Annotated in this window: 14 protein-coding genes; 1 reads left to right on the forward strand and 13 read right to left on the reverse strand. The window is 66.1% G+C overall.

Translation table 11 applies throughout. The annotated features are described in order from the left end of the window. Nucleotides 1-14 precede the first annotated feature (14 nt). From trxA to ubiE, 11 genes are all read right to left on the reverse strand, one after another. Nucleotides 15-335: a thioredoxin gene (trxA, locus tag JQ628_RS32255; protein WP_212230054.1), complete on the reverse strand. Its 321-nt coding sequence runs from the start codon at nucleotides 333-335 to the stop codon at nucleotides 15-17. 110 nt (nucleotides 336-445) lie between these two features. Beyond that, nucleotides 446-3919, reverse strand: coding sequence for a double-strand break repair helicase AddA (addA, locus tag JQ628_RS32260; protein WP_433996181.1), 3474 nt, complete (start codon nucleotides 3917-3919; stop codon nucleotides 446-448). Continuing rightward, nucleotides 3913-7056: a double-strand break repair protein AddB gene (addB, locus tag JQ628_RS32265; RefSeq protein WP_212230058.1), complete on the reverse strand. Its 3144-nt coding sequence runs from the start codon at nucleotides 7054-7056 to the stop codon at nucleotides 3913-3915. The genes addA and addB overlap by 7 nt, the downstream gene beginning before the upstream one ends. 209 nt (nucleotides 7057-7265) lie before the next feature. Further along, nucleotides 7266-7988, reverse strand: a complete 723-nt coding sequence (locus JQ628_RS32270) for a nucleotidyltransferase family protein (RefSeq protein ID WP_212230060.1) — start codon at nucleotides 7986-7988, stop codon at nucleotides 7266-7268. A 115-nt stretch (nucleotides 7989-8103) separates the two neighbouring features. Then, the gene (locus JQ628_RS32275) at nucleotides 8104-8421 is read right to left on the reverse strand and encodes a PilZ domain-containing protein (protein WP_212230062.1); all 318 of its coding nucleotides are present in this window, start codon (nucleotides 8419-8421) and stop codon (nucleotides 8104-8106) included. Between the two features lie 96 nt (nucleotides 8422-8517). Next, nucleotides 8518-10041 (reverse strand): tRNA (adenosine(37)-N6)-threonylcarbamoyltransferase complex ATPase subunit type 1 TsaE, encoded by a 1524-nt coding sequence (tsaE, locus tag JQ628_RS32280; RefSeq protein WP_212230069.1) that lies wholly within the window; start codon nucleotides 10039-10041, stop codon nucleotides 8518-8520. After that, nucleotides 10038-12542 carry a PAS domain-containing sensor histidine kinase gene (locus JQ628_RS32285; protein WP_212230071.1) on the reverse strand — a complete coding sequence of 835 codons (2505 nt, stop codon included), beginning with the start codon at nucleotides 12540-12542 and terminating at the stop codon, nucleotides 10038-10040. Before JQ628_RS32285 ends, tsaE begins: the two co-directional genes overlap by 4 nt. 184 nt (nucleotides 12543-12726) lie before the next feature. After that, complete coding sequence (gene dut, locus JQ628_RS32290) at nucleotides 12727-13185, reverse strand: dUTP diphosphatase (protein ID WP_212230073.1); 459 nt, start codon at nucleotides 13183-13185, stop codon at nucleotides 12727-12729. Further along, nucleotides 13182-14588, reverse strand: coding sequence for a bifunctional phosphopantothenoylcysteine decarboxylase/phosphopantothenate--cysteine ligase CoaBC (gene coaBC, locus JQ628_RS32295; RefSeq protein ID WP_212230075.1), 1407 nt, complete (start codon nucleotides 14586-14588; stop codon nucleotides 13182-13184). The genes dut and coaBC overlap by 4 nt, the downstream gene beginning before the upstream one ends. Before the next feature lie 59 nt (nucleotides 14589-14647). Next, nucleotides 14648-16222: a 2-polyprenylphenol 6-hydroxylase gene (gene ubiB, locus JQ628_RS32300; RefSeq protein ID WP_212230077.1), complete on the reverse strand. Its 1575-nt coding sequence runs from the start codon at nucleotides 16220-16222 to the stop codon at nucleotides 14648-14650. Beyond that, a complete protein-coding gene (gene ubiE, locus JQ628_RS32305) occupies nucleotides 16219-16980 on the reverse strand; it encodes a bifunctional demethylmenaquinone methyltransferase/2-methoxy-6-polyprenyl-1,4-benzoquinol methylase UbiE (protein WP_212230118.1) in 762 nt (253 codons plus the stop codon). The genes ubiB and ubiE overlap by 4 nt, the downstream gene beginning before the upstream one ends. An 82-nt stretch (nucleotides 16981-17062) precedes the next feature. On the opposite strand from ubiE, the gene mutM reads away from it, so the two are divergent. Continuing rightward, nucleotides 17063-17944: a bifunctional DNA-formamidopyrimidine glycosylase/DNA-(apurinic or apyrimidinic site) lyase gene (mutM, locus tag JQ628_RS32310; RefSeq protein ID WP_212230079.1), complete on the forward strand. Its 882-nt coding sequence runs from the start codon at nucleotides 17063-17065 to the stop codon at nucleotides 17942-17944. A 312-nt stretch (nucleotides 17945-18256) separates the two neighbouring features. Here the strand turns inward: mutM and JQ628_RS32315 are convergent, their stop codons facing one another. After that, the gene (locus JQ628_RS32315; RefSeq protein WP_212230081.1) at nucleotides 18257-18982 is read right to left on the reverse strand and encodes a ParA family protein; all 726 of its coding nucleotides are present in this window, start codon (nucleotides 18980-18982) and stop codon (nucleotides 18257-18259) included. A gap of 228 nt (nucleotides 18983-19210) precedes the next feature. Beyond that, nucleotides 19211-19948, reverse strand: coding sequence for a ParA family protein (locus JQ628_RS32320; RefSeq protein ID WP_212230083.1), 738 nt, complete (start codon nucleotides 19946-19948; stop codon nucleotides 19211-19213). Nucleotides 19949-20081 lie beyond the last annotated feature (133 nt).

A 20081-nucleotide genomic window follows, 5' to 3' on the forward strand; every position in this document is an offset into this window, starting at 1 on the left:
TAATAGAAGCGCGATCAGACCGCGGCGGAAATCCACTGCTGGAGCTTGGCCTTCGGCGCAGCGCCGACCTGGCGGGAAGCCATCTCGCCGCCCTTGAAGATCATCAGGGTCGGGATCGACATCACGCCATACTTCGATGCCGTCTTCGGGCTCTCGTCGACGTTGAGCTTCACGATCTTGACCTTGTCGCCCATCGAACCTGCGATCTCATCGAGCGCGGGCGCGATCATGCGGCAGGGGCCGCACCATTCGGCCCAGAAATCGACCACGACAGGCCCTTGCGCTTTCAGCACTTCGGCTTCGAAATCGGCATCAGAAACCTTGCCAACGGCCATGGGAGTACCTCGTTCAGTTGAAGAAAAAGGGCGCGGGGTGAGAATCGCGCCCGGGATCATGCGAGGAAACGTATGAACGCACCCTTTCCGGGTCAAGCTTGGTCACACCGTCATGCTCGAAATGCCAGTCCGGCGTCCAGCGCGGGGGTCGAAATTTCCATCAAATCAGGCGTTTCGGTCCAAAAAAGCGCTGCCCGGACCGTCCGCTGGGGATAAAGTTTTCCGAGCACCGCCCGGTAAAGCGCGAGCTGGCGGACATAGCCTTGCGGCGCCTCCTCCGCCTTGGCAGGCGGGGCGTGGTTGGTCTTGTAGTCGACGATCAGCACTTCGGATGGCGTCACCACCAGACGGTCGATCTGGCCGGAAACCAGCGCCGGCGGCTGCCCCGGCCGCTCCAGCCGGCCGACGATCGGCACTTCGGCGCGGCTGCCGGGCGCGAACACCGCCGCGAACCTGGCATCAGCGATCAGGGCCAGCACCCGTTCGGCAAGCGCGATGCGTTCGGCCTCAGGCCAGCCATCGGCGTTGCGGGCGAGATATTGCAAGGCAAGATCGCGGCGGCGATCGAGGGCGACATCGGGCAGCGATTGCAGCAGCCGGTGCACCAGCACGCCGCGCTGTAGCGCGCGGGCGCGCTGCGTGACGGATTCGCCGGTGCGGAATTTTCGCCCTTCATCCTTGCCGGGATCGGACGGGCGCAACTGGCGCGCCGCGGCGTGCTCCGGTGCAGCGGGCGCGTGCAGCCAGTCCGGCAGCGGCGGAGCGACGCTGGCTGCAACGTCGAAAGCGGGTTCTGCGCCGGGCCCCGCATCTTCCGCGCGCCGGTAGCTCTTCACCACGCCGTCGCCGGCCGGGATTTCCTCGAACGTCAAGTCTGACTGCTCAAGGCCGCGCTTGACCAGATCGTACCAGGAATATTCGCGCACACTGTTCCGGTTGCCCGGCATGCAGCCCGAGATGATCAGCCGGTCGGCCGCGCGGGTCATGGCGACATAGAGCAGGCGGCGATATTCGTGCTCGGTCTCGTCCAGCATCGCGCTGCGCGCATCGGCCACCAGCGGCGGATCGTCCGCCTTGCGTCCGGCCCACACCACCACCTTGTTGCCGTTTCCTGTCGGCAGATGAATGAGGCGCAGGCGCTGGGTATCGGACGGCGAGGTCGTGGTGTCGGCCATGATCACCACGGGGGCTTCCAGCCCCTTGGCGCCGTGCACGGTCATCACACGCACCTCGTCGCGCGAGATTTCCATGTCGCGCTTTACCTCGGTGTCGGCGGCGCGCAGCCAGGCCATAAAACCCTGGAGCGATGCCGGCGCCTTCCTTTCGTAAGACAGCGCCAGTTCAAGGAACTCGTCGAGCGCATCATTGGCTTCGTGTCCCAGGCGGCGCAGGATGCGTGCGCGGCCGCCATCGCCGCCGAGCAGCCAGGCATAGAACGTAAACGGCGTCTGGTTGCGGAAACGATGCTCGCACTCGGCGAGCCGACCGAGCGCATCCTTGAACCTGCCATTCCCGGCGGCATGGGTAGCCAGCGCGTCGCGCAGCGATCCCTCGCGATTCCATGCCAGCGTGAACAGCTCGTCCTCGCTGAGGCCAAAGAGCGGGCTCTTCAGCGCGACCGCGAGCGCCAGATCGTCCTGCGGCAGCAACAGGGCGTCGGCGAGATGCATCAGATCGATGATGGCAATGTGCTCGGTGAGCTTGAGCCGGTCGGCGCCGGCGACGGGAATGCCGGCGTGCTTCAGCGCCTGGATGACGGCGTCAAACAAATTGCCGCGACGCCGCACCAGCACCAGCACGTCGCCATAGCTGAGCCGGCGGCGGTTGCCGCGGCGTCCGGTCATGGTGCCACCGGCGACCAGTTTTCTGATCTCGGTCTGGATGCGCTTCGACAGCTTGACCTCGGCACTCGTCACCGGGACGCCGTCGAACGGCGCGCGCCAGCCTTCGATGTCCTGCTTGTCGTCGGCGACCGCAAGCTCCCAGAGATCGATCTGGCTTGGCCCGGCATCGGGCAACGACTCGTGCAGCGGATAGGTCTTTTCCGCGTGAATGCTGCGGTAGATCGTCTCCTCGCGGAACACATGGTCGACCGACTTCAGGATCGCCTGTCCCGACCGGAACGAATAGGTGAAGGGGATCGACTCGAATTTCAGCCGCGCGGCTTCGAACTTCCGCTTGAGCTCCCAGCGCCGTTCGGCAAATTCGCGCGGCGCGGCGCCCTGAAAGGAGAAGATCGACTGCTTCTCGTCGCCGACGGCGAACACGGTGCGTGCCAGGCCGTCGCGCGCGCCCGCGCCGGTGGTGAATTCCGAAATCAGATGCTCGATGATGTCCCACTGCCGAGGGCTGGTATCCTGCGCCTCATCGATCAGCACATGATCGACGCCGCGGTCGAGCTTGTAGTGCACCCAGGCCGCCGCGCCGCTTGCCAGCAGGGTCAGCGTCTTGTCGATCAAATCGTCATAATCGAGCAGGCCGCGTTCCAGCTTTTCGCGCCGGTAGTTTGCGGCCACCGCGATCGCGATATGCAGCAGAGCTTCGGTCCGGTCGCGCGTGACGACGGCGCGGCGCTTTTCGATCAGCCGCCCGAGCCGGGCCGCCTCGGCGTCGAATCGGCCGCCGAGCTCGGCATTTGCCTTCCGGAAATTGTTGGTCACGACCGAGGCGCGTGGGCTCTTGCCGTCAGTGAGGAAGACGCAAAGATATTCGTCGACCTGGGCGGTGTCGGTCGCGCGCATGGCTTCGAGGAAACGATCGGCCTGCGCCTGATCGGCTTTGCTGCTCGCAGCGAGCGCGGCGGCAGCCCGCTGCCAGAGCGACCGGGGCAAGTTCGGGCCATCGACGATCTCGCGATCGATATCGTCGAGGCGATCCGCGTCATCGACCCCGAGCGCCGCCGAAACTTGCGCCGCCGCGGTAGCGGCGCTGCCGGCGGCATCGGTCCAGGCCATGAAGTGATCGCGGCTGAGGCAGGCCTCGCGCAAGACTTCCTTGAAGGTGACGTCGGCCGCATTCGCCATCGCGGCGAGCAACGCGCGGCCGATGGCGCTGTCGGGCGCGCGCGAAGCATCCAGCATCACCGCCAGGCTGGCGCGCTCCAGCATCTCGGTCTGGTCGCGGTCATCGAGCACCGCGAAGCGGGCCGGCACGTTGGCCTCGAACGGGAATTGCTGCAACAGGCGGGTGCAGAGCGCGTGAATGGTCTGGACCTTCAGCCCGCCCGGAGTCTCCAGCGCCGAGGCAAACAGCTCGCGCGCCGAGCGGCGCAGGCGCGGCGTCGGCTGGGCGATGCCGGCGTCACGGATCGCTTCATCGAGCGCGTCGTCGTCGAGCGTTACCCAATGGCCGAGCGTCGTGAACACGCGCTCGGACATATTGGCGGCGGCGGCCTTGGTGAACGTCAGGCACAGGATTTTTTCCGGGGCCACACCCGACAGCAGCAGGCGGATCACGCGCTGCACCAGCACATGGGTCTTGCCGGAGCCGGCATTGGCCGACACGAAGGCGGATGCGGCGGGGTCGGAGGCGCGCGCCTGCGCGTCGCGGACCGGCGCGGGAATGGTGCGCGGGGCCATCAATATTCCTCCAGCGCGATGCCGCCGGCGGCGGACCATTCCTTGACGCGGGCGAGGTTGTCATAGTCACCATAGCGCGCCGTCCACATCGACAGCACCAGCGAGCGGTAGGGCTCATCCGGGCTATCGAACCGGCGGATCAGCGCCTCGAGCTGTGCGCGGGCATAGTCGGCCGCATCGTCGGGCAATTGCGGCGTGTCGTTCTGCTTGATCTTCAGCTCCAGCGTCTTGTGCTCGCCCGGCGGATTGTTGCCGCTCAGCCTGACATAGGCCAGCTCGCCGACGGAGCCGCCCGCATCGATGCCGTCGAATCCGCCCTCGCGCAGAATGGCCGCCTCCAGCGTGAGCTGCGGCGACAACCCCATCCGCACCTGCTTTCCGGTCGGCGGCTGGCCGGTCTTGTAGTCGAGGATGATGTAGCCGCCGTCGCTGTTGCGTTCGATACGGTCGGCGCGCGCCGTCAATATGAACTTCCTATCTCCGCCGAGCAGGATTTCGATCTTGCCTTCGGTCTCGGCGACGATCGAGGCGATGTCGCCGCGGCGTGCGGTTTCCCAATCGGCGAACCAGCGTGCGATGCGCTGGAAGCGCGGCCACCACAGCGCGCGGGCTTCCGGCCGCTCCATCAGCGGGGCAAAGTGCTTTTCGCCGATGCGGCGCAGATTGCCGAGGATGTCGTCAGGCAGGGTGTTCGCGAACGCCTTGGTGAATTCGCCCAGCGATTCGTGGATCGCGGAGCCGCGGTCGGCCGCCGACAACGGCATGTCGACGGGATCGAGCGGCTGAAGCCTGAGAATGTGGCGGGCATAGATCGTGTAGGGATCGCGCAGCCAATCCTCGATGGCGGTGACCGAAAGCTTCGCAGGACGCGCCTCAAGCGGCGGCCTGGGCTGCGGCTGCTCGATCGCTTTCACTGCCGCGGGCTGGTCGATCGCGTCGGCGTAGTGAACATAATGGGCGCCGGCCGCCTTCGCGGCCTGCCAGCGGTCTTCGCCCGCGACGGCTTCCAGCCGGTGCAGGAAGCGCGAGGCAACCGCCGGCGCGCCGCCGACCTTGGCCGCATGGGTGAGGATCACCTCTTCATGGCCGAGCAATTGCGCAAAGTCGTGCGCGGAAAGGCCGATGCGCCGTTCCGGCAGATCGAGACCGAGTTCGTGACGCATCGGCCGGCTCAGCCAGGGATCGACGCGCGGCGCCGGCGGCCACACCGCTTCGACCAGCCCGCCGAGGATGACGCGGTCGGATTCCGTCAAGCGCGCTTCGAGTTGGCCGAAGATATGGAGCTGCGCACCCGGCAGTTCGCGCCGCCGCACCAGCCGGTCGGCGAAGGCCGTCTGGAATAATTCGGCGTAGTCGCTCCGCTCGACCATCAGGCCGGTCTTCTGCTGCCGGTCGAGCAGCTCGTCAAAGGCGGATGCAAGGGCGAGCCCGTCCTGATCTTCGAAGGCCGTGGCCATACCGTGTTCGTCGGTGGAAAGATTCACCAGCGTCTCGCGATGACGTTCCGCAAGTTCGGCAAAATCATGCGGTCTGGAACCGGAAAGGCTTTCGAGTGGCGCCAGGGCCTTGCGCAGGGCCGCGATCAGCGATCCGGCCCGATCGAGTTCGCGGTCTTTCAGCCGGGCTCGCGGTTCGGCGCGGTGGAGCGATGAAGTCTCGCCCTTGTCCAGCTTGCGCAGTTCGTCCCGGAACCGCTCGAAGTCGGCGGCGAGGCCCTCGCTTCCGGCCTGCGGCCGCGTGCCGCGCAGCAGTGCGAGTTCGAGCGCCGCGATGCCGCGCGTCAATGCGCCGGGCGCACCGCCCAGCCGGACCATCGGATGCTTGAGCAGCGCCAGCAGCGTTGGCGGCTCCAATCCCTTGGTTGCGGCTTCCGCCACCAGTCGCGCAAAGATGCCGGCGGGCGTTTCCATCAGGGCATCGCCGCCGGAATCATTGAATTCGAGATTCCAGCGCGCCAGCGCCGCCGTCACCCGCCGCGCCAGCGCGCGGTCCGGCGTCACCAGCGCCACCGATTTGTTCAGATGCCGCGCCTCGCGCATCGCGACCGCAATCGCAAGCGCTTCCATTTCCGGATTGGGCGCCTCGATCACGGCGAGCTTGTCCATGCCGGCTGCGATCTGCGCCGCGATGTCCAGCCGCTTCAGCCGGTCGTGCCATTCGGCGGTGGCGTGCGAGGGCCGCATCGCCTCCGACACCAGCACCTCGCGGCCGCCGGGCGCGGGTTTTCCGAGCGGTTGGACGTCGCGGCGCTTGATGCCGAAGCGCGACAGCAGCGCGTGCATCGCATATTGCGGATGGTTGGAAGCGGGCGGCGTGGTGAAGATGCCGTGCGAATTTTTGATACCGCCGATCGATCGCCAGGCCTCCTCGTCGAGGTCGGTGTCGAGGCCCGGCAGCACCACCGCGCCGTTCGGCAGCCGTGCCACCGCGTGCAGGAATTTTGCGGTCGCCGGCATCGAGCCGGTCGAGCCTGCCGCGATGACCGGGCCGTCGTGATGTTTGGTCAGGCGGGCGGCTTCCGCGTCGATCAGCATGTCACGGCGCGCCGCCGGCTCGATCCGGTTTTCCTCCGCGAGAAAAGCCGGCCAGTATTCGCGGGCGATCTGCAGGAATTGCAGCGTGTGCTGCCAGTATTTATCGAACTGGTCCGGCACGAGGCTATCAAGCGCGTTCCAGTCGACGGCGCGCGTCACCATGTCGTCGATCAGCCGTGCGAGATCGCCGGCCAGCGTCAGGGTGGAGGCGGGGCCGCCGACCACCAGCGGTGACAGCACCGGGCGCTTCGCCCAGGCCGCGACCAGACGCGTCAGCGCCAGCCGCCGTTGCAACTCGCCGAGGTTCGGCGGAATGTCGAGCGGCGCGATGCTGCCCGGCTCGTTGTCTTCCGAGAACGCCAGTTCGTCCTCGTCGATATCGCCGAGCGCGACGATGCGCGGCAGGATCGCGGCATCGGTGCCGAGCACGTCGAGAAAGATCTCGCGCGCCAGCCGCCCGGCGCGGCGGGTCGGCAAGTACACCGTCGCCTGCGCCAGTCGTTCCGGATTTGCGCGCGCCTCGAATCCGTCCACCAGCCGGCCATCGACCAGAGCAGCGATGACGGTGCGCAGAAGCGGCACGGAAACGGGAACGCTGAAAACGCGCATGGGCATCCTGATTCGAAAGTCAGGGCGCCAATATAGGGAGGGAATTCGGGTTGGGCACCCTTCATCGTCGCCTCAAACCGTCATCACCCGCGAAGGCGGGTGATCCAGTATCCCAGAGGCGGTGGAGACAAATTCGAGGGGCTGCGGCGTACTGGATGCCCCGCCTTCGCGGGGCATGACGAGTTTGGTTTGTGGCTAAGCCTCGGCCTCTACGCCACGCTTTCCAGAAACGCCTCTTCCGCGGCGGCGACCGCGTCGGGGGTGCCGACGTGCATCCAGACGCCGTCGAGGCGGAGGCCGAACAGCCGTTCCTGCTCGTTGGCGCGATCGAACATTTTGGTCAGCGAGAATTCGCCTGATGGCGCATCGGCGAACAGCGAGGGCGACATGATCGCTGCGCCCGCATAGACGAACGGAACCACCTGCAACTCGCGGCGCTTGCGCAGCGCGCCATCCGGCAGCATCGAGTAATCGCCGCGGCCGTTATAGCCGATGCTGCTGGTGGTCGGCGCCATCAAGAGCAGGATGTCCATGCGCGCGGGATCGAAGGCTTCCGCCAGCCGCGCCAGATTGGGCCGCACGCCGTCGATCCACATGGTGTCGGCGTTGACATGGAAGAACGGCGCGTTGCCGAGCAGCGGCAGCGCCTTGACCACCGCCCCGCCGGTGCCGAGCACCTGGTGGCGTTCATCGGAGATGATCACGCGCGGGCCGGTGCGGCCCTTGGTGTGCTCGATGATCTGATCGGGCAGATAGTGCACGTTGACCACGGCTTCGGTGACGCCGGCACCGCCGAGCTTGTCCAGCACGTGATCGAGCAGCGGCTGGCCGGCCACCTCGATCAGCGGTTTCGGCTTGTGGTCGGTGAGGGGGCGCATGCGTACGCCGAGACCGGCGGCGAGAACCATGGCTTTGGTGGGGCGGACGGACATTCGGCGGAATTTCTCGGACTGGCTTTGCCGCGGATCATATCACGGCGATTCGGCTGCTGTGTAACCTTGACGCCATAGTCACCGGACATGACGGCCATACGACGGCCGCAAGGGCTCAAACCTCGGCCGCGGCGCGGCGCCCAGCCTTTTTCTTCTTGTCGCCTTGCTTGAGGAAATTGACGCCGATCTGGTCGCCGTTGACCCAGGCCAGCTCGCAGCGGCGATAGGCTAGCCCGGTGGACGACAGCAGCAGGAAAAATTCTTTCAGATGCAGGCCCTCGACCGAGCCTTCCACCGTGAGCTTGGCACCGGTCTCGGAGACGTCCTCCATGGTGCAGTCGCGACGCCAGGTGCCGTCGATACCCATCATGTGCGCCGGAATGCCGCGCTCGAAGGTAACGCGCTCGCCCCTGCGCCGTTCTGTTGCCACCATGGCCTCTCGTCCCCCGTGCCCCAATGCGGCAGCACCGCACATCGTCGTGTGGACCCCCTCCGAACATTAGTGCCGTGGCGGCTAACAGAAGGTAAATCAGGGAACCGGCGGGGGGACGTTGGCCTCGTACCATTCGCGAAAGCCCGCCAGCGCCGGGTGAGCCAATGACCGGGAGAGATAGGTCCAGATCCGCGGCTGGTGCTTCAGGTATTGCGGCTTGCCGTCGCGGCGGTTGAGCCGCGCGAAGGTGCCGAGCAGCCGCGTGTTGCGCTGCGCCGACATGATGGCATAGAGCTCGGCGAAACCGGCAGCATCGAAACTCTCGTCCGCCTCGCGGCGCGCCTTGGTGTAGCGCGTCAGCAGCGCGAGCTCGAGCTGCTCCGGGATGTCGATCCGCGCATCCTGGAGCAGCGACACGAGGTCGTAGGCGGCCGGCCCCAGCACCGCATCCTGGAAATCGATGATGCCGATGCGCGCGATGCCGTCGCGATCGCCGAGCCAGATGATGTTGGGCGAATGAAAATCCCGCAGCACCCAGGTTCGTGCTGTCGACGCCGCCTTGGAGTCCAGTAGCTCGCGCCACATCGCGGCAAATTGCGAGCGTTGCTCGGTGCTGAGTTCGACGCCGCGATCGGGCAGGTACCATTCCGGCATCAAGCCGATTTCGACCAGCATCGCATCGGTATCGAAGACAGGAATGCTGTAGGTGATCTGCGGCGCCAGAGGCAGCGTCTCCGGCAACGCCTCGCGATGCAGCTCCGCCAGCATGTCGGTGGCGGCCTCATAGCGGTCGGCAATCGGCTGCGGCGGATCGCCTTCGATCACGCTGCCGGTGCCAAAATCCTCGGTGATCAAAAATCCCGCATCGAGATCGGCGTAACGGATGGCAGGCGCCGACAGTTTTCGCGCCCGCAAGCCGTTGGCGATGGCCACGAAGGGTTTCACGTCCTCGGCCAGATGCACCGCCGCGCTGTAGGATTTTCCGTCATAGACCGCAGGTCCATCGGGACGCTTCGGTGAGTTCATCAGGATGAAGGAGCCGGCATCGCGGACCAGCCGCGCATAGGAGCGGATCGAGGCATCTCCCGGCATCCGCAGTCGCTTCGATTCGCCAAACCCGGCTTCGTCGAGGAACTGGCGCAGCGCCTTCAGCCGTTCGACGACCGCGGCCGCCTTGCCGTAGCCGGTGATCTCGGCGGCACGTGCGGTCGAGCCCAGCGCGGGCCGGTGGCTGAGCGCGATATCGATGCGGTCGGCGGGAAGCGCCTCCGGCGCGCGCTCCGGCCATTCGATCAGCGCCACCGTGCCTTCCGGCAGTGGCGAAAGGCCGATCTCCTCCAGCTCGGACGCATCGTTGATGCGATAGAGGTCGGCGTGGACAAGCGGAAGCGCCAACTCGTAGCTTTGCGCCAGCGTGAAGGTCGGGCTCGGTACCTCCAGCTCATCGTCGCCTGCGAGATACCGGATCATCGCCCGTGCCGCCGCGGTCTTGCCGGCGCCGAGATCGCCCGACAGCGTGATGGCGTCGCCGGGGCCGATCAGGAGCGCGAGGTCGGCCATCAGTTGCGCGGTCGCGGCCTCGTTTGGAAGCGCCAGCGAGAATGTGGTCCGTGCCGTCATTCGGCAGCGTTGCGCGCGGCCTGGTCGGCCGGGAATTCGCAGGTGACGGTCGTGCCCTGGCCGACGATGGAATCGACGCGCACCTTGCCGCCGTGGAGTTCGACAAAGGAGCGCACCAGCGAAAGTCCGAGACCGACGCCGCGGTGCCGCGAGCCGTTGGAATGGCTTTCGAACCAGTTGAATACCTTGTCCTTGACCTCGGCAGGAATACCCGGTCCGGAATCGGTGACGGTGAAGACGACGCTATGCTCGGTGCGTCGCGCGCGAACGGCAACGGCGGCATCTTCCGGCGAGAAACCGACGGCGTTGGCAAGCAGGTTATAGAGCACCTGCACCACGCGCCGCTCGTCGCCCGTGAAGTCACCGATGCCGGGATCGACTTCGACGTTCAGCGTGATGCGATCGGTGGCGAGGCGGTCCTGAATGCCTTCGGCTGCGGCCGCGATCGCCTTGCCGACATTGACAGGACCGAGCTCCAGCTTCATGGCGCCGGCATCGATGGTGGCAAGGTCGAGGATGTTGTCGGTGAGCGCGAGCAGCGCATTGGTCGATTTGGTGACGTAGTCGAGATACTCGGCCTGTTTCGGCGTCAGCGGCCCGGTCGAGGGATCGCTGAGGAAATGCGCGAAGCCGACGATGGTGGTCAGCGGCGAGCGCAGCTCGTAGGACACGTGCTGCACGAAATCGACCTTCATCTGGTCGGCGGTTTCCAGCGCCTCGTTACGTTCGCGCAAGGCGCGCTCGACGTTCTCGGTGTCGGTGATGTCCTGGAAGGTCAGCATGGTCGCGCCGTCGGGTAACGGCATGGTCATGCATTCCAGCACGCTGCCGTCCTTGCGCTCCAGCTTCAGCGCGACCTGGGCGCGGTTCTCGATCGCGGTAATCGCCTTGCGCAGCGCTCCCCAGACGATGGAATCGTCGAACAGAGGCCGGCACAGGCTTTCAACGGTCTCGATGTGCGGCTCCTCGCGCAGCGCTTCCGGCGAAAGCTTCCACATCTTGGCGAAGGCCGGGTTGAACAACTGGGCGCGGCCGTTGCTGCCGAACACCGCGACGGCCTCGGCGAGATTATCAAGCGTTTCGCGCTGGACACGGGTGAGGCGGTCGTACCGCCGCGCCATGTCGAGGCTTTCGGTGACGTTGTCGAACAGATAGGTCACGCCGCCTTCGAGGTTCGGCGTCGTGACGACGGAAATGGCCTGGCCGTCCGGCAGGAACCAGGTGTAGGTTTCCGGTTCCACCGCGCGATACGCCTCGTGCAGCTTGGCCTTCCAGGCGCGGAAATCCGGCTGCTCCGGCAGTTTCCGGCTGGCGCGCAGGCGGTCGAGCACGCTCGAATCATCCGGATTGGAATCGAGGAACGCCTGATCGAGGCCCCACAGCCGCCGGTAGGATTCATTATAGAAGGTGAGCCGTCGCTGGGCGTCGAACACGGCGACGCCGGAAGAAAGCTGGTCCAGCGTGCGGCGATGCGCCTGCGTCATGCGAGTCAGCGCCGCGCGCAGCTCGGCCGCCTCGCCGGCGTCGATGGCGATGCCACCGCTGCCGCCATTGAGTTTTAGCGCATGCACGTCAAACGTCTTGCGCTCGCCTCCAACCACGATGGGGAGCCGCGCCGCGTAGCTGGCGTTGTCGTTCAGCGCCCGGCCGAGCTGGCCGCGCTGGTCGGTCTCGAGCAGCTCGAGATTACGACCAATGGCGTCCGCGGCGCTCTGCGCTTCGGTGGCCTTCGCATAGGCAGCGTTGACGTAGCGCAGCTCGCCTTGCGCGCTCCTGGCCCAGATCGGCCAGGGTGCGGCGGCGGCGAGGTCGCGCAGCAATTCGGTTTCTTCCCAGAGCGCCTTGTAGCGCAGGTTCGCCTCGGCAAGTTCCCGCCGCACGCCGCCGAGTTCGCGAATCCGCACGATGGCCTGTCCGCCGATCGCGCGGCCCATCGCCTCGATGGCGCGGCCGGTCGAGGTGGTGAGGTTAAGCAAAAATCCCTCGCCGGCTTCGCGCAGCGCGTCGACGGCGCGCTCCATCTGGAGCGCCGGTTCCGGCGGCAGCCAGGTTCCGAACGCGAGGATTCGCTGCGGCGAATCTGCCGGCACCAGCAGCGCCACGTCGCCGCTGATCCGCGGCCGGTCGTCGCCCGCCGCCCATGAGATCAGCACCTGCGGTTCGGCGAACAGCAGCGCGCGCAGCCGGTCGCCTTGCGCCTGCAAGCTGGCGATCTCGACCCGCAGCCGCAATTCGCTGCGTGCGGCGCGCACGCGCGTGCGCATCAACAGGATCGCCGCCACCACGGAGAACCCGAGCAGCGCCAGCGCGGTGGTCAGGACGGCGAATTCCTGGTGATTGAGGTCGAGCCAGGCCGAAATCGTGTCCGCAATGGCGAGCTCGGCGGCCACGGCGGTTCCGAACGGCAGCACAAGCGTAGTGACGAGTCCGCTCATGCCGTGGCGCGCCAGTGAGGTGCACGACAGCAGGGTTCGACGCATCGCCGCGACTACGCCTGACATACTTTGCCCCAAGAACGCACGATTCCACGCCCCGACGTTTCCCCACATCGACGCGCGAATCATTTGAGAATAGTCCCAAGGCGACTCGACCGGTAAGAGTCCGAACCGTGAACGTGAATCCTCCACTGAAAAAAGTGCGAGGGCTTTACGAAATGTTTCCGTAATGGCGCGGCTGCCGGCTCAGCTAGCGCCCGGTCGAGCCAAAACCGCCGCTGCCGCGGCCGGTGCCGGAGAGCTCTTCCACCACAACCAGCGCTGCCCGCACCACGGGCGCAATCACCATCTGCGCGATGCGCTCGCCGCGCCGGATTGGGAACGACGTTTCGCCATGATTGATCAAAATCACCGAGATTTCGCCGCGATAATCCGCATCGATCGTGCCGGGTGAATTGAGCACGGTGACGCCGTGCTTGGCGGCGAGGCCCGATCGCGGCCGCACCTGCGCCTCATAGCCAGACGGCAGTGCGATGGTCAGGCCCGTTGGAACCATTGCGTGCTTGCCGGGAGCGAGGATCATCGGCGTGTCCTGTGGCACCGCTGCGAGCAGATCGAGCCCGGCGGCGTCAGCGGTCTGGTAGGCCGGCAGCGCGAGGCCTTCGGCATGCGGCAATTGCCGGATATCCACTTTCACCGTAGCGCTCACGAATTTGTCTCCACCGCTTTCGCAATCTTCGCCACCAGTTCGGCTGCGACCTGTTCCTTGGTCATGACCGGCCAGGAATCGACATCGATATCATCGCCGTCGCGCGTCAACAGATGCACGGTGTTGCGGTCGCCGCCCATCACGCCTGTGGCTGGCGAGACGTCGTTGGCGACGATCCAGTCGCAGCCCTTGCGCTTGATTTTGGCCTTGGCGTTATCGATCAGATGCTCGGTCTCGGCGGCAAAACCGATCACCAGCGGCGGACGCTTTTCCGTCAGTTTGGAGACCGTGGCCAGGATATCGGGGTTTTCAACGAGCTGGAGCGGCGGCATGCCGGCCGGCGTCTTCTTCAGCTTTTGCGCGCCTTCCGTGGCGACGCGCCAGTCGGCGACCGCGGCAGCGAAGATCGCGATGTCAGCCGGAAGCGCGGCCTCGACATGATGCAGCATGTCGCGCGCGGATTCCACGTGAGTCACCGTGACGCCTGCCGGGTCGTGCAGATCGACGGGGCCGGTCACCAGCACGACGTCGGCGCCGGCCGCTTGCGCCGCGGCGGCAATCGCAAAACCCTGCTTGCCGGAGGAGCGGTTGGCGATGTAGCGCACCGGATCGATCGCCTCATGCGTGGGCCCGGCGGTGATCAGCACGCGCTTGCCCGCCAGTGGCCGCGGTCTTGGCGGACGCAGCATATGCTCGGCGGCAGCTGCAATCTCGGTCGGCTCCGACATCCGCCCGACGCCGGCTTCGCCCGCCTCCGCCATCTCGCCGGCATTGGGGCCGACGGTATGGATGCCGTCGCGGCGAAGCTGCATCACATTGCGCCGGGTCGCGGGGTTATTCCACATCAGCGGGTTCATCGCCGGCGCCAGCAGGATCGGCTTGTTGGCGGCCAGCAAAATCGCGCTGGCGAGATCGTCGGCGTGGCCCTGCGCCATCTTTGCCATCAGGTCGGCGGTGGCGGGCGCCACCACGATCAGGTCGCACTCGCGGGCGAGGCGGATATGGCCGGCGTCGAACTCGCTCTCGGGATCGAACAGATCCGTATAGACGCGCTCATGCGACAGCGCGCTCGCCGCCAGCGGGGTGACGAATTGCTGCGCAGCCTTGGTCAGCACGCAGCGGACCTCGATGCGGCGCTCCTTCAGCCGCCGGATCAGGTCGAGCGCCTTGTAGGCGGCGATGCCGCCGCCGATGATCAGGGTGACCCGCGGGTTTCCGGTGGCCGCAGTGGAGGGTTGCTGGCGTTCTGTGGATTGCGGGGACGGCGCCGGGCCGATTTGCTGCGAAGCATCGCGCAATATCACCCGCACCTCGTCCTCGACCGAGCGGCCATTGCGGGCGGCGCGGAGCCGCAATTCTTCATGAATGGCGTCGTCGAGCTTGCGGATGCTGAGATTGGCCATGGCTGCCGTCCCGGAGCTATATTGCTAGCAATGCTAGCAAATCAACGCTAGCTTTGCAATCAGAGCCGAAGCACGGCGAACAGGACGCCAATAAACGTCAGCGCCATGATCCAGAGCGCCAGCGTGCGCCAGCGGTTCTTGCTGCGCTCGGCCCGGCCCAGCGCGGCGACGGTCTCCGGCGACAGCACCACGCCATGGCGGACCATGCCTTCCAGATGCTCCAGCACGGTCAGCGCCCGGCTGGCGATGGCCGGCAGGTTGGCGGCGACGCGGCCGAGTTCGCCCGCGCCGGCCATGGCGCCCTGGATGCGGCCGATCGGGCCGAGATTGCGCTCGATCCACTCGCGCACCACGGGGTCGGCGACCTTCCAGATATCGAGTTTTGGGTCAAAGCCGCGCGCCACGCCTTCCACCACCACCATGGTCTTTTGCAGCAGGATCAACTCGGGCCGCGTCTGCATGTCGAACAGGCCGGTGACCTCGAGCAGCAAGGTCAGCAGCTTGGCCATCGAGATTTCTTCGGCGGTGCGGTTGTGGATCGGCTCGCCGATGGCGCGGATCGCTTGCGCAAAGTTCTCCACCGAGTGATGGCCCGGCACATAGCCGGCCTCGAAATGCACTTCGGCGACGCGGCGATAGTCGCGGGTGATGAAGCCGAGCAGGATCTCGGCGAGGAAGCGCCGCTCCTTCAGCCCGAGCCGCCCCATGATGCCGAAATCGACCGCGACCAGCCGCCCGGTGTCGTCGAGGAACATATTGCCCGGATGCATGTCGGCATGGAAAAAGCCGTCGCGCAGCGCGTGCCGCAGAAAGCTCTGGATGATCTTGCGGCCGAGATCGGGCAGGTCGACATGCGCCTGCGCCAGCCGCGCGTGATCGTTCAGCGCGATGCCGTCGATCCATTCCATCGTCAGCACGTTGTGGGTGGTGCGGTCCCAGTCGACGGTCGGCACGCGGAAATCCGGATCGTCGCGGGTGTTCTCCGCCATCTCGGAGAGCGCCGCCGCCTCCAGCCGCAGATCCATTTCCATCGCCACCGAGCGCGACATGGTGTTGATGACTTCGACCAGCCGCAGCCGCCGCGCTTCCGCCGAATGCGCTTCGGCCTTGTGCGCGACGTAGAAGAAATCGCTGAGGTCGCGCCGGAAGCGCGAACTGACATTGGGCCGCAGCACCTTCACCGCGACCGGATGGCGCACGCCGTCGCGCAGCACCTCGCCGCGATGCACCTGTGCGATCGATGCCGCGGCCACGGACGGCCCGAGGCTCGCAAAGGCCTGCGCAACGGGCTTTTCCAGCGATTGCGCGATCGCCGCCTCGGCTTCGCTCTGCGAAAACGGCGGCAGGCGATCCTGGAGGCTTTCGAGGTCGCGCGCCATCACGACGCCGACCACGTCGGGGCGGGTGGCCAGAAACTGTCCGAGCTTGAGATAGGCCGGGCCCAGCCGCGTCAGCGCGCGCGACAGCCGGGGCCCGGATTTGGCGCCGGGCCGCTCGATCAATCGCGCGAGCTTCATCAGGAGCTGCGCGGGCGGCGGCACCAGCGCGGGATCGATGACGCCGAACACGCCCTCGCGCGCGAACACCAGGCCGGCGCGGGCCAGCCGCGCGATGTGGGTTGTCGCAGAGATCACAAACGCCAGCCCGAATGCAACGCCACGATGTTACCCGAGAGGCTCTGCCATTTGACGCGCGAAAAGCCGGCGGCGCCGATCATTTCGGCAAAGGCGTTTGGCTTTGGAAATTTGCGGATCGACTCGACGAGATACTGGTAAGAGTCCGCATCGCCCGTGACGGCGCGGCCAAGCGGCGGGATCACCCGGAACGAGAACAGGTCATAGAGCTTGTCGAGGCCGGGCACGTCGACGGTGGAAAATTCCAGGCACAGGAACCGGCCGCCGGGCCGCAGCACGCGCCAGGCCTCCTTCAGCGCCAGGTCGATCTGCGGCACGTTGCGGATGCCGAACGCGATGGTGTAGGCGTCAAAGCTGCGATCGGGAAAGGCCAGGGCCTCGGCATTACCCTCGACGAACGTCACGCGGTCATCGAGATGCTGAGCAGCCGCGCGGTTGCGGCCGACTTGCAGCATGTCGGCGTTGATGTCGCAGACGGTGGCGCGAAAGCCGGCCCCCGATTTCTTCGCCGCCCGGAACGCGATGTCACCGGTGCCGCCGGCAACGTCGAGCAGCGCGAACGGCGCGTCTGATTTCGGCGGGTTGAGCGTGGTGATCATGATGTCCTTCCAGGCCCGGTGCAGGCCGGCCGACATCAAATCGTTCATCAGGTCGTAGCGCGAGGCGACGCTGCGAAACACGTCGTTCACCAGCGACTGTTTTTCGCCCAGGGGCACGTCCCTGTAGCCAAAATGCGTGGTTTGCTCCGGCCGATCCATCACTCAACACTCCACAGGCACTAACCATAGCGCGCCCGGCGCAATGGAGCTATCACGTCACCTCCATAAGGTGAATGACCCGATGCCTGAATTACCCGAAGTCGAGACGGTTCGCCGCGGCCTTCAGCCGGTCATGGAGGGGGCAAAAATCCTGAAAGCGGAAGCCCGCCGGAAGGATTTGCGCTTTCCCTTTCAAAAGGATTTTACTGCGCGCCTGAACGGTCAGACCGTCACCGGGCTTGGCCGGCGCGCCAAATATCTGATGGCGGACCTGACCTCCGGCGACGTGCTGCTGATGCATCTGGGCATGTCGGGCTCCTTCCGCGTGCTGAAGGGCGAGGCGGAGGCGACGCCGGGCGACTTTCATTATCCGCGCAACGAGGATCGCGCCCACGACCACGTGGTGTTTCACATGTCCTCCGGCGCGGCGGTCGTATTCAATGATCCGCGCCGCTTCGGCTACATGAAGATCATCGCGCGCAACGAGTTGGAGGAGGAACCGCTGCTCCGGGGGCTCGGGCCCGAGCCGCTCGGCAATGAATTTGACGCGGCGATGCTGGCGGCGTCCTGCTTCGAGAAGAAGACCAGCCTGAAGGCGGCGCTGCTCGACCAGCGCGTGGTGGCAGGGCTTGGCAACATCTATGTTTGCGAGGCGCTGTTTCGCGCGCAGCTGTCGCCGCGGCGATCGGCGGCGACGCTGGCCAACAAGAAGGCTGAGCCGACCGATCATGCCAGGCGGCTGGTGACCGCCATTCATGGCGTGCTGAACCAGGCGATCAAGGCGGGCGGCTCGTCGCTGCGCGACCATCGCCAGACCACAGGCGAGCTCGGTTATTTCCAGCACGCGTTCCAGGTCTACGACCGCGAAGGCGAAAAGTGCCAGACCGCGGGCTGTAGCGGCATCGTGCGCCGCTTCAATCAGAACGGCCGCTCGACCTTCTGGTGTCCGAAGTGCCAGAAGTGACCGGGCCGACGGCAGGGCTATCGCATATGATCCATTTGAGCGTGTGAGCGAGCCCGGCCTTCATGGTTCGAGACGCGCCGCAAGCGGCGCTCCTCACCATGAGGGTCTAGGATGTCGCCGCGAAACAAGACCTCATCCTGAGGAGCCCGCCAAGGCGGGCGCCTCGAAGGATGGCCACAACGAAGCCGCCTCATCAAGTCCTTGCCCATATGCGATAGCCTTGGGACCGGCGGGATGGACCACCCGTGTCCGTGTCGGGCAGGTCCGGGGCTAGAGTCCCGCTCGACACAGACACAGGTGATTACGGCAAGCTCAGATGAACCGTGCCGCTTCGGCAGGCGCCTGAATCCCTGATATCGAAACGATCGGCAGATCGCTCGCGGCTTCCTCTCGTCCGGCGACGACGGCAAGGCCGAGCCGTTCCTCGATCCAGTTCCAGAGACCGCGGATCTCCTCGGCGGCTTTGCTTTCCGGCGCGTACTCGCTGACTGCAAGGCCGGCGCGCAGCGCGTCCTGGTGATCGTTGCGCATCGCGATGAAGGGTTGCGCGACGACATCGGGAATATCGAGCGCGGATCCGCCGAGCGTGCCGGCGGCGGTGCTGATGCGCTGGCCGCGGATCGGGGTCTGGTTGAGCACGAAGGCGAACGGCGCATTCGCCGCGCGCAGCTCGCGCAGCGTCAAGGCGGTCGCCTCGATGTCGGCGATGCTCGGGCGTGCCGGGATCAAGCAGAGATCGGCGAGACGAATGGCTGATGTCGTCGCGGCGCCGGCGGCGGCGGTATCGACGATCGCCAGGGTCACGCCCTCGTCCTCGATCGCGGCCAGGCGCGGCGCGATATCGCCGGCGGCATAGACGGGCTCGACCAGCTTTTCCGCATCGGCCCGCCGTCCTTGCCAGTGAGAGAGCGTGCCGAGCTGGCAGGTCTCGATCAGGCGGACGACGTGTCCGGCCTCCATTGCGGCAAGCGCGAGGCCGACGGCAAGCGTGCTCTTGCCGGAGCCACCCTTGTGGGTGGCCAATACGATCGTGTGCATGGAACGTCCCTTGGATTCGCTGGCCGGGTACGCGGGTACGCCACACTCCTGAGGTGCATCGCATTTGCGCGCTGCGGGGCAATTCTTGCCCAGGACGTGCCCGGCCCGATCCGCCAAAGCGGATCGCGGAAGTCCGAATCAGTATCTTCAATGATGCCCGATAATCGCGGTGTGTCTATCCCGTTTATCTACTGGCGGTTGACACCAAAAAGCACAGGTGTCCGAAGCTCAGAGACAGGCATCCCAGCTCGCATCCGCGTCGCGCGCAGCCTGCGCCGAAGGTCGGGTATCTGCCAGCTTGCCGCCGGCCTCGGCGTGATCGGTGATGCCGCTGTTGAGTTTCGCCTCGACCCACTGCCAGAGCGAGCGGATTTCGTCGGCCGATTTGCCTTCCGGCGCGAATTCGCTGACCGCAAGTCCCGCGCTGAGCGCGTCCTGATGGTCGTTGCGCATGGCAATGAAGGGTTTGGCGACGACATCGGCCATGCCGGATGTCGTGTCGTCGCCGATCGCGGCAGCGGCGTTGTCGACGCGCCGGCCGCGCGCCGGCGTCTGATTGAGCACGAAGGCGAAAGGTTTTTTGCAGGCGCGCACCACGCTCAGTGTTGCGGCGGCCGACTCGATGTCGGCGATGCTGGGACGCGCGGGGATCAGGCACAGGTCGGCGTGGCGAATCGCCGCTGACGTCACCGCGCTGGTGCCGCTCGCGGTATCGACGATGGCGAGCGTCGTGCCGTCATGCGCCAGGGATTGCAGGTGCTGCTCGACGTCGCGCGCATCGTAGACCGGCTCGACCAGCGGTTCGGCATAGGCGCGGCGCCCTTGCCAGCTCGACAGCGTTCCCTGCATATCGGTTTCGATCAGGCGGACGCTGTGTCCGGCCTGGATTGCCGCGCGGGCAAGGCCGATCGCCAGCGTGCTCTTGCCGGCGCCGCCTTTTTGGGTAGCCAAAACGATGGTCTGCATCGATGATCCCTGCTCACGGGTATGCGGTTCGCCACGCCAAGGTGCTTCGCATTCGCGTTGCCGGATATTTTGCCCAAGACGCGCCGAGCCTCGATCCGGAGGGATCGTGGAAGTCCGAATCAATCATGACAGT

The sequence above is a fragment of the Bradyrhizobium lablabi genome (assembly GCF_018129385.1).
In the GTDB taxonomy this organism is placed as follows: Bacteria; Pseudomonadota; Alphaproteobacteria; order Rhizobiales; family Xanthobacteraceae; genus Bradyrhizobium; species Bradyrhizobium lablabi_C.